At 59.1% G+C, this 9,208-nt stretch carries 9 protein-coding genes; 1 reads left to right on the forward strand and 8 read right to left on the reverse strand.

The genetic code is table 11. The features are described 5' to 3' along the window. Window positions 1–456 precede the first annotated feature (456 nt). From BV911_RS17830 to BV911_RS17860, 7 genes are read right to left on the reverse strand one after another with little or no spacing between them, the layout of a single operon-like run. Window positions 457–1,455 carry an ABC transporter permease gene (locus tag BV911_RS17830; RefSeq protein ID WP_086054927.1) on the reverse strand — a complete coding sequence of 333 codons (999 nt, stop codon included), beginning with the start codon at window positions 1,453–1,455 and terminating at the stop codon, window positions 457–459. Then, entirely contained in the window at window positions 1,442–2,953 is a 1,512-nt protein-coding gene (locus tag BV911_RS17835; RefSeq protein ID WP_086054928.1) for a sugar ABC transporter ATP-binding protein, read from the reverse strand. Before BV911_RS17835 ends, BV911_RS17830 begins: the two co-directional genes overlap by 14 nt. Window positions 2,954–3,013: 60 nt before the next feature. Beyond that, on the reverse strand, window positions 3,014–3,922 hold the full coding sequence (locus BV911_RS17840; protein ID WP_086054929.1) for a sugar ABC transporter substrate-binding protein: 909 nt from the start codon (window positions 3,920–3,922) through the stop codon (window positions 3,014–3,016). A 41-nt stretch (window positions 3,923–3,963) separates the two neighbouring features. Continuing rightward, complete coding sequence (locus BV911_RS17845) at window positions 3,964–4,713, reverse strand: SDR family NAD(P)-dependent oxidoreductase (RefSeq protein ID WP_086054930.1); 750 nt, start codon at window positions 4,711–4,713, stop codon at window positions 3,964–3,966. Beyond that, window positions 4,710–5,570 carry a fumarylacetoacetate hydrolase family protein gene (locus BV911_RS17850; RefSeq protein ID WP_086054931.1) on the reverse strand — a complete coding sequence of 287 codons (861 nt, stop codon included), beginning with the start codon at window positions 5,568–5,570 and terminating at the stop codon, window positions 4,710–4,712. Before BV911_RS17850 ends, BV911_RS17845 begins: the two co-directional genes overlap by 4 nt. Window positions 5,571–5,573: 3 nt before the next feature. Then, on the reverse strand, window positions 5,574–6,881 hold the full coding sequence (gene eno, locus BV911_RS17855; RefSeq protein WP_086054932.1) for a phosphopyruvate hydratase: 1,308 nt from the start codon (window positions 6,879–6,881) through the stop codon (window positions 5,574–5,576). Further along, entirely contained in the window at window positions 6,878–7,885 is a 1,008-nt protein-coding gene (locus tag BV911_RS17860) for a phosphotransferase family protein (RefSeq protein ID WP_168184132.1), read from the reverse strand. The genes eno and BV911_RS17860 overlap by 4 nt, the downstream gene beginning before the upstream one ends. Before the next feature lie 115 nt (window positions 7,886–8,000). Here BV911_RS17860 and BV911_RS17865 point away from each other — a divergent pair, with 115 nt between their 5' ends. After that, complete coding sequence (locus tag BV911_RS17865; RefSeq protein WP_139840144.1) at window positions 8,001–8,993, forward strand: LacI family DNA-binding transcriptional regulator; 993 nt, start codon at window positions 8,001–8,003, stop codon at window positions 8,991–8,993. 12 nt (window positions 8,994–9,005) lie between these two features. Here the strand turns inward: BV911_RS17865 and BV911_RS17870 are convergent. Next, window positions 9,006–9,208 (reverse strand): transposase (locus BV911_RS17870; RefSeq protein ID WP_205963900.1); only part of this gene is annotated, 203 nt, incomplete at its 5' end.

Raw genomic sequence — 9,208 nt, forward strand, 5'->3', positions numbered from 1 at the left:
CCTGCGCCATCCAAAACCATCCGCACGGCACGTTCGCGCACTTCAGGTGAATATTTGTTCGTTGTTTTGTTCATGATGCTCCATCCTACTCATGAGTTGGAGCCTCCGGCAAACCTGGCGCGGTTCAGTACCAGAGTTCAGTAACGGGCTCGTCACCGTCAAGATATATTGGACCTGTCGCGGTTTGATGTCGCTCCTTTGATAGCAATTCCTGCAACAAAGGAGAGGGACGATGGGACTGCAATGCACGGACGAATTCCGCCTAGATTCGGTGCGAGATCGACAACACCTCCGCACGTTTTCTTGCAGTCGCGACGGCGGCCTTTGGCTAATCAGGATACTTGCCGCCCTGTTGCCTCATTTCGGGATGCGTCCTGACCAATCCACTTCGCCAGTCTGTTGGGCATTGTTGCAGAGATCGACTGCCCCGCCCTTCAGCACTTTTAAACGAACCTCTCAGGTCTTGCCGCGCCCATGGATGAACTGATCCAATGCGACGGCTGCCAGAAGAACGCCGCCCTTAACCACCCATTGCACATATTCATCAATGTTCAGCAGGATCATGCCATTGGCAAGTACGCCCATGATCAGCACCCCGGCGATCACGCCGGTCAATCGCCCGACACCACCAAAGATCGACACACCGCCCAGAACGACGGCCGTTATGATGTCCAGCTCATAGCCCTGCCCCCCTTTGGGTTGTCCGGAATTCACCCTCGCCATCAGCACAATCCCCGCAAAAGCGGCAAGAACTCCACCAATGAGGTAGATTTTGTATTTCAATACTTTGACATTGACGCCGGACAGGCGCGACGCTTCTTCGTTGCCGCCGGTGCCGTACACCTGACGTCCGAAAACCGTGTGCGTCAGGATAATGTGCCCGGCGATGAACGCCAGCACCATCAGGATGACCGGAACCGGAATACCCGCGATATAGCCTTGTCCGAGAAACTTGATGCTGTCGGGCACTCCGTAGACTGGCAAGCCGCCCCCGATCATGAAGGATATGCCGCGAAAGGCGGTCATTAGCCCCAATGTCGTGATCAGCGGCGGGATGTTCAGGACATTGATGATGAAACCGGACAGCAGACCGGCAAAGGCCCCGAAAGTCATTGCGGCCGCAACCGCAACAATCGGCGGAAATCCCAGACTGACCAGGGTGGCACAGACCATGCCCGAAACCCCGATTACCGATCCCACCGACAGGTCGATCCCGCCGGTCAGCATCACGAAGGTCATGCCCACCGCGCAAATGCCGATGACCGAGACCTGGCGCAGAATGTTCAGGCCATTGTCCTTGCTGAGAAACACGTCGCTTTGCGAGGCGAAAAACAGGATCAGGATCACCAGCGCCAGATAGATCCCGTATTGCGCAAGGACCGTGACAAGATCGCGTTTCTGCCGCTTGGCATGTGCCGGGACATTACCGCCCAAAAGTGTCTCATTCGTGCTCATCGGTTTTTCCTTCATTCCCCAGTCCCGAGGCCAGACGCAGTACTTTTTCCTGATCGAAGTCGGCCTTGCCCAACTCTCCGGCAACCCGTCCCTCGCACAGCACGATGACCCGGTCCGACATGCCCAGAAGCTCGGGCATCTCTGACGAAATCATCACGATTGCGACGCCGGCATTCGACAACTCGCGCATCAGCCCATAGATTTCCTGTTTGGCGCCGACATCGATGCCGCGGGTCGGTTCATCGAAGATCAGCACGCGGCTTCCGGTTAGCAGCCATTTGGCCAGGACCACCTTTTGCTGATTTCCGCCCGACAGATTGACCACCAGTTGCTCCAGATTTGGCGTCTTGATGCGCAACTGATCGCGATATTTTTCGCCGGCGGCACGTTCAGCCATAGCATTGGCGAAAAGGCCCGGAGACACCTGTTTCAGGGCGGCATAGACGGTGTTGAACGTCACCGACATGCCCAGCAAAACCCCGTGATGCTTGCGGTCTTCGGGGATCAGTCCAATGCCGTGCGCAATCGCATCCCTCGGCGTCCGTACCGTGACGTTTTGGCCGTCCAGCCGGATCTGCCCCGAGATCAGAGTATCGGCGCCGAAGATCAGACGTGCCGTTTCGGTTCGGCCCGCGCCGACCAACCCAGCCAATCCCAGAATTTCACCCGCACGCACGTGCAAGGAAACGTCGTTGACCTTGGGCGCGACAAGGTTTTGCGCTTCAAGAACCACCTCGCCTATCCGCGCGGTGGAGGGCGGAAATTCCTGATCCACTGGACGGCCCACCATCAGCGTGACCAGTTCCGCTTCAGAGGTACTCGCGATTTCGAGCGTCGAGATAAGCGCGCCGTCGCGCATCACCGTGACCCGGTCGCAGAGGTCGAAAATCTCTTTCAGGCGGTGCGAGATATAGATGATGGTGACGCCTCGCGCCTTCAGCTTGCCGACCACGGCATAGAGGAACTCGACCTCCTTGTTGGTCAGCGGCGCGGTCGGTTCGTCCATGATCAGGACCTTGGCGTCGCGTGACACTGACTTGGCCAGTTCGACCAATTGCTGGTGCCCGACCGAAAGATTGGCGACTTTCGCCCGGGGCGAAATATCCGTCCCGAGATCGCGCAGTACGTTCGCCGTTTCGTCTTCCATCCGGCGACGCCGCAGAAACCCTCCGGGGCCGCGCAGTTCCCGCCCGTAAAAGACATTCTCAGCGACGGTCAATTCGGGAAAAAGCGAAAACTCCTGATAGATGGCCGCGATCCCGCGATCCAGTGACATTGCCGGATCATGTCCAGTCAGTTCCAGACCGTCGAGGCGGATGGCCCCACTATCGGTGGTGACAGCCCCGGTGATCGTCTTGATCAAAGTCGACTTTCCGGCGCCGTTTTCACCCAGCAATGCGTGAACTTCGCCGCGCCGGAAGCTCAGGTCGAAAGGCAGAAGCGCCTTTACCCCCGGATAGGATTTCGACAATCCGTTCAACTCTAGAAGTGCCGTCATCTTCCCCCCGTCAGTTGGTCGGACGTGCACCACGGGGATATCCCGCAGCGCACGCGCGGATCAGTTTGTCAGCGTCTTTTCGGTGACGGGTTCCATCGGCATCTCGATCATGCCGGTGATAGGACCGGATTCGATAACCTGGACAGCCGTGTCGATGATCATCTGGCCGGTGCCATAAGGGTTGATATCCACGGTCCCTTTGTACATCGATCCCGCCTTGATCTTGGTCACGGCCTCCTCGGTCGCATCCAGACCGAACAGAGCGAACTCTTCCGTTGGCAGCCCCATTCCGGCGATGGCCTCATAGGCGCCCAGAATACCCGCATCGTTGAACCCCGCGATCACCCGCACATCGGGATGTGCCTGCATAATCGCTTCGGTCGCGCGTGCCCCTGCCTCGGGCGTCGAAGCCGATTGCTCGGACACGATATTCGCGTCCGGCGCAACTTCGAGAATGCCGTCGCGGATTCCCTCGCCCCGCGCGATCACAGAGGTGATTTCCGGGAAGGTAAACAGCGCGACCTGCGCCGTGCCGCCCATGTTGTCAACAATGTACTGGCCTGCAACCCGCCCGATGGCCAGGCCATAGTTGTGTTCGTCGAGGCTGATAAATGCATCCGCGCCCTTGATTTCCTGATTGGGATTGATCAGTGGAATCCCGGCAGCGTGAATCTGTTCGACCATCGGTTCGATGGCGTTCGGGTCGATGGGCGATACGATAATCGCATCCATCTTCTGGACCAGAAAGTTCTCGACGGCAGACACCTGCAAGGCCGCGTCGGACTTGGAGTCATGCACCGTCAGCGCAATACCAAGCTCGCTTGCCCGGTCTTTCATGCCGTTCGTCAAGGCAATGAAATAAGGGTTGGTCAGGTCCATCGTGGAATAGCCGAACTTCATTTCGGCAAGCGCAGGCGAGCAAAAACCAAGCGCAATGGCGCTGGCCAGCAGACAAGTCTTTAGAGTCATGAAAAGGTCCTCCCTTGGATATCATGTAAGATGGGTGTGGCTCAGTAAGTCGCGCGGCCACCCGACAGATCGAAAACCGCGCCGGTCGTGAACGAGTTTTCCGCCGAACACATCCAGCAGATCATCGAAGCGATTTCGTCGACCTCTGCGAAGCGGCCGCGTGGAATTTTTGCCAGCATGTAAGCGATAAATTCGGGGCTGACCTGATCCAGAATTCGCGTCTTCGCCGTAGCTGGGGTCACAACATTCACCGCGATATCCTGCGCGGCCAGTTCCTTGCCCAGTGATTTGGTGATTGCAATGACCGCAGCCTTCGACGCTGAATAGGCCGAGGCGTTGGGATTGCCTTCCTTGCCCGCGATCGACGCTACATTGACGATGCGGCCATAATTGCGCGAGATCATCCCGGGCACCACGGTCTTGCAGCAATGGAATGTTCCGTTGACATTCACCGCCTGGACCTTGCCCCACGCTTCGACAGGATAGTCAGGCAATGTACTGGTCGGGCCGGCGATCCCGGCGCTGTTGACCAGAATATCGACCTTGCCGAACTGCGCGCAAGCAGCCGCATATCCTGCCTCTACCGAGGCAAGTTCGCTGACATCGACCCTGGTAAACAGGACGCTGTCCGACGGCAGGTCCGCCACGCGCGCCTCGGGCGCCGAGACGTCCATGTCCCAAACCGCGACTTTCGCGCCTTCCCCGACCAACCGTTCGGCCACCGTGGCGCCGATGCCGTTGGCGCCTCCGGTCACGACGGCAACCTGTCCTTCAAAGCGGTTGGGAATCATGCGGGGTGTCCTTTGAATGGGATGACATTCTGGTGTTGGCTGCCAAGCCCGGTGCCGCCGAGGGCAACGCTGTCGCCGGGTTTCAGAAATGTCGGCGGGGTCATGCCGGCGCCGACGCCCGGCGGGGTCCCGGTGCAGATCAGATCGCCCGGTTCCAACTGGCAGAATTCGCTCATGTAGGACACAATCGTCGTCACATCGAAAATCATCTTCGCGGTGCTGCCGTCCTGCATCCGCCGTTCGTTCACATCAAGCCACAGTCCGGTATTCTGGACGTCCAGCTCATCGGGTGTCACCAGCCACGGGCCGGTTGGGCAGAAGTTCGGAAAGGATTTTCCCTTGACCCATTGACCGCCGCGCTCCAGCTGCCAGGCCCGTTCGGAAACATCATTGACCAGCACGAACCCAGCGATGTGATCCATCGCCTGTTCTTTGGTGATGTTCAGCACGGGCTTGCCGATCACGATGCCCAGTTCGACCTCCCAGTCTAGTTTGGTCATCTTGTCCGAGAACAGAATGTCATCGTTCGGCCCGCAATAAGTGGCCGAGGATTTGTTGAACAGGATCGGTTCAGCCGGGATCGGCATGCCCGCCTCGGCAGCGTGATCGGAATAGTTCAGCCCGATGCACCAGATGTTGAACGGTTGCGACACGGGCGGTGCCAAACGGCGTTGGGCCGTGTTCACAATCGGAAGCGCCGACAGATCCGCCGCGCGCAACCGCGCCAGCAGATCCGGCGACAGGGTGCGGGGGCCGAAATCGGCCACGATAGAGGTAACATCTCTGGCACGACCCTCATCATCCAGCACGCACGGGATCTTAGCACCATTCCGGTCGCCAAATCGCATCAGTTTCATCGGTCAGTTCCCTTTCTTTCCCCACCAGGTCTTCACCAGCGGCTGACCCGCCACGAAGACACATGACGGCGCGTTATCCTGAATGCGCAGGCATTCGTTCCACTTCGCCATGCGTTCGGACCGGGTGAAGGATCCGACCTTCAGCTGCCCGGCGCCCAACCCGGTCGCAAGATGCGAAATGGAGGTGTCTTCGGTTTCGCCAGACCGGGCCGAGACGACGCAGTGATATCCGGCGGTCTCGGCGGCTTTGAATGTGTCCACGGATTCAGTCACTGTCCCGGCCTGATTGACCTTGATCAGCACGGCGTTGCAGGCGCCGATCTGTGCGGCTTCTTTCAGAAACGCCGCGTTGGTCACAAGGTAATCGTCGCCGATGATCTGAACCCGGTCGCCGTAGGCTTCGGTGAAGGCGCGCATGCCTTCGGTATCGCCCTCGGCCAGTGGATCCTCGATCGACACGATCGGGTAATTGTCCAGCCAGCCCCCCAGCAGGGCGATCATCTGATCCGAATCCAGTTCCCGGTCTTCCAGCGCCAGCCGATATTTTCCGGCGCTGCCAAATTCAGACGCCGCGATGTCCAGCGAGATGACAACCCGGTCCCCCGGCGTCTCCCCGGCCAGTTCGATAGCGTCGACAAGCGTAGACAGTGCTTCCTCATTGCTGTCGAACATCGGCCACCAGCCTCCTTCGTCTGCGACCCCGACAGATTTTCCTTTCTGGGCCATGATTTTGCCTGCGGCGGCGTAGACTTCGGCGGTGATTTCAAACACCTCGTCAAGAGAGGACGCGCCGGGCACCATGATCATGAAATCCTGCACGTCGACCCGGCGACCCGCATGGGCGCCACCCCCAAAAATCTGAATCTCGGGCAGTGGAATTGTGGGTGTTCGGCCATAACTGCTGGCGATGTGTTGCCAAAGTGCTGTCTCCTTCGCCGCCGCTGCCGCATGCAAGATCGCCAGCGAAGTGGCCACGATCGCATTACCGCCAAGGGCCGACTTGAAGGGCGTTCCGTCCAATGCAATCATCGCGGCATCGGCCCCCGCCTGATCGCAGACGTCGCGCCCGAACAAAACAGGGGCGATCTTGTCGTTCACTGCCGCAATCGCACCTTTCACATCCTTGCCGCCAAGTTTTGAACCGCCGTCCCGTAGATCCAACGCCTCTCGGCTGCCACGCGAGGCGCCCGCCGGGGCAATCGCACGCCCGATAGCGCCGCCAGCGGTCCGGACCTCGACTTCGACCGTCGGGCAACCCCGGCTGTCCCAGACGCGCCGGGCGGAAAGTGAGGCTATTGTTGAATCTCTCATTGGAAACCTTCATTCATTTTCAGACGGGTCAGGACGTCGCCAACCCGAGTGGCGGGTGTGGTGAGCAGATCGAGAGCGCAGGCGCGAACTTGCTCGCGCGCCACCGCATCCAGATACTCGACGGGTGATTTTCCATCGACCCGCGCCAGCATAAGGGCCGCAAGCACCAAGGCGGTGCGCGCCTCCAGAACGGAGGGGTCTTCCCAAGTGATGTACCGGGCATAGGCCGCCCAGAAAGCCGCAACTTCCGCCAACAACGCAGCATGATCCCGCGGACGGTGAAAGGCCTTGAGCACAAGATGGTTCATGCAGAAGGCTGGATCGAAACTAGCATCGCCCATGGTGGCGCACTCAGCGTCCAGCAAAATCGGCAAATCTGAACGAAACAGGATGTTTTTAGGACTGACATCGCCATGCACCAATACGGCGCTCGCGGCGAACAACGTCTCTGCGAGTCGCCTAAGGATCTCGGCAACATCGGGGTTCTTGTCGGCAGTGTAACTCAGGTACGGATCCAGCCGGAGCTGACGGAAATCACCCTGGTTGTGAAACGGTGCGGCATCGAACCCCGGCGCGGTGGAGGCGGCGTGCAGCCGGCCCAGAAGGTTGGCGGTTCTGGCCGCGCCACCTTGCGGGGTCGCGCCCTCCAGCAATTGCGCCTTCCAAAGGAATACGTCGGCGCCATCTAGATACTCCATCGCGAAGCCCTGAAGTTTCTCCGAGCACCCGTACAACTCAAGGCTATTCCGGGGCGCCACTGACTGCGCGAACCGGAGCCATTCGTACTCAGCCCGATTGCGGTGGACAGGCGCGCGCCAGTCGGCAGCGACTTTCAGCTTGCCCAACGCAAACTTGACGCAGATCACACGGTCGGTCAGACGCACCACCCCGATATCCGAGGCAACCCCCCCGGTCAGGGGACGTACCTCCTGCACATCGGCGCGGCAGCCGATCTCCAGTTCTTCGACCAGCGCCATGCATCTGTTTTCGAATGTCAGTGGCATGTTTTCCAAATCATCCTTGATGTTCACGTGAACATTCATACGATAGCGTCAATATCTGTCAAGACAGTTCGCGCTGGAAACCGTATGACCGAGGTCAGAAGTGAAAGGACTGCCCGTGAGAGACCGTGTAACGATCAAGTCCATCGCCAGAGACCTTGGGATCTCGCACATGACCGTGTCGCGGGCGTTGTCGAACCATCCCAGTGTCAAGGACGACACAAAGCAGGCTATTCTTCGGCGCGCCGAAGACCTAGGATATGTCCGAAGTGCGGCCGCCGCCGCCATCCGGGGCGAGAGCGCCCCCATCACGGGCCTGCTTTTGCCCAATATCGTGAACGAATTCTATGCGCGGATTGCCAATGCCCTCGCGCTGGCATCCGATGCGCGCGGTCGGCAATTGATCATCCATCTGACCAACGATGATCCGACGCGTGAACATTTGGCCATCAGGGGGTTGCGCGAAATGCAGGCCAGCGGCGTACTTCTGGTGCCGACGCCCGGTCCACCGCTGGCGGATACGGTGCGCCATCTGAGCGAGATGAGAGTTGTCCAGTTAATCCGGCAACACCGTGCCCTTCCCGATGCGCCGCGCGTGCTGGTCAATGACGGGCCTTCGATCGCGGAAGCGGTGGATCATTTGGTTGCATCCGGCCACACGCGGATTGGATATATTGGCGGTCATAACGCCCTGTCATCCGGTCGCGATCGTCTCGCGGCGTTTTTGGGTGCGGTCCGGCGGAACGGGCTTTGCCTCGCTGAGGATCTGATATTCACCGCGCCGCCTTCGGTCGACATGGGGCGCGCCAGTTTGTCCGCCATGCTGGCATTGGCCCACCCAGCCACTGCCGTCGTCTGCGGCGGTTTTGAAATCTCAAATGGGGCACTGGAGAGTTGTCTTCGGCGCGGATTGCGGCTGCCGCAGGATCTGGCCTTTATCGGCTACGGCAACCCGGCCTTCTACGAATGGATCCAGGGCGGCATTTCAACCATCCAGTTGCCGGTCGATGAGATGGCTAGCTTTTCTGCAGGACTGCTGTTTTCCGACGATACAGCGCCTTTGACCGAGACGGCTTTCCCGACCATACTGAACCTCAGAAAATCTGCCTAAAGCGTTTCTGTTTTAACCTGAAACATATCCGGCGGCCTTGAAGTAGTTCCAGCATTCTTGAGGGTCGTATATATCGCAGATTTTTCCAATGGCGTCGAACACGTCGGTGAATGTCCTAGCCCCGATCCGGCGAAGATGGGCTTTCAGCTTGGAGAATGCCTGTTCGATGGGATTCAGGTCGGGCGAGTATGGCGGCAGGAAAATGAACCAGCATC

Source organism: Pseudoruegeria sp. SK021 (assembly GCF_002119405.1).
In the GTDB taxonomy this organism is placed as follows: domain Bacteria; phylum Pseudomonadota; class Alphaproteobacteria; order Rhodobacterales; family Rhodobacteraceae; genus Meridianimarinicoccus.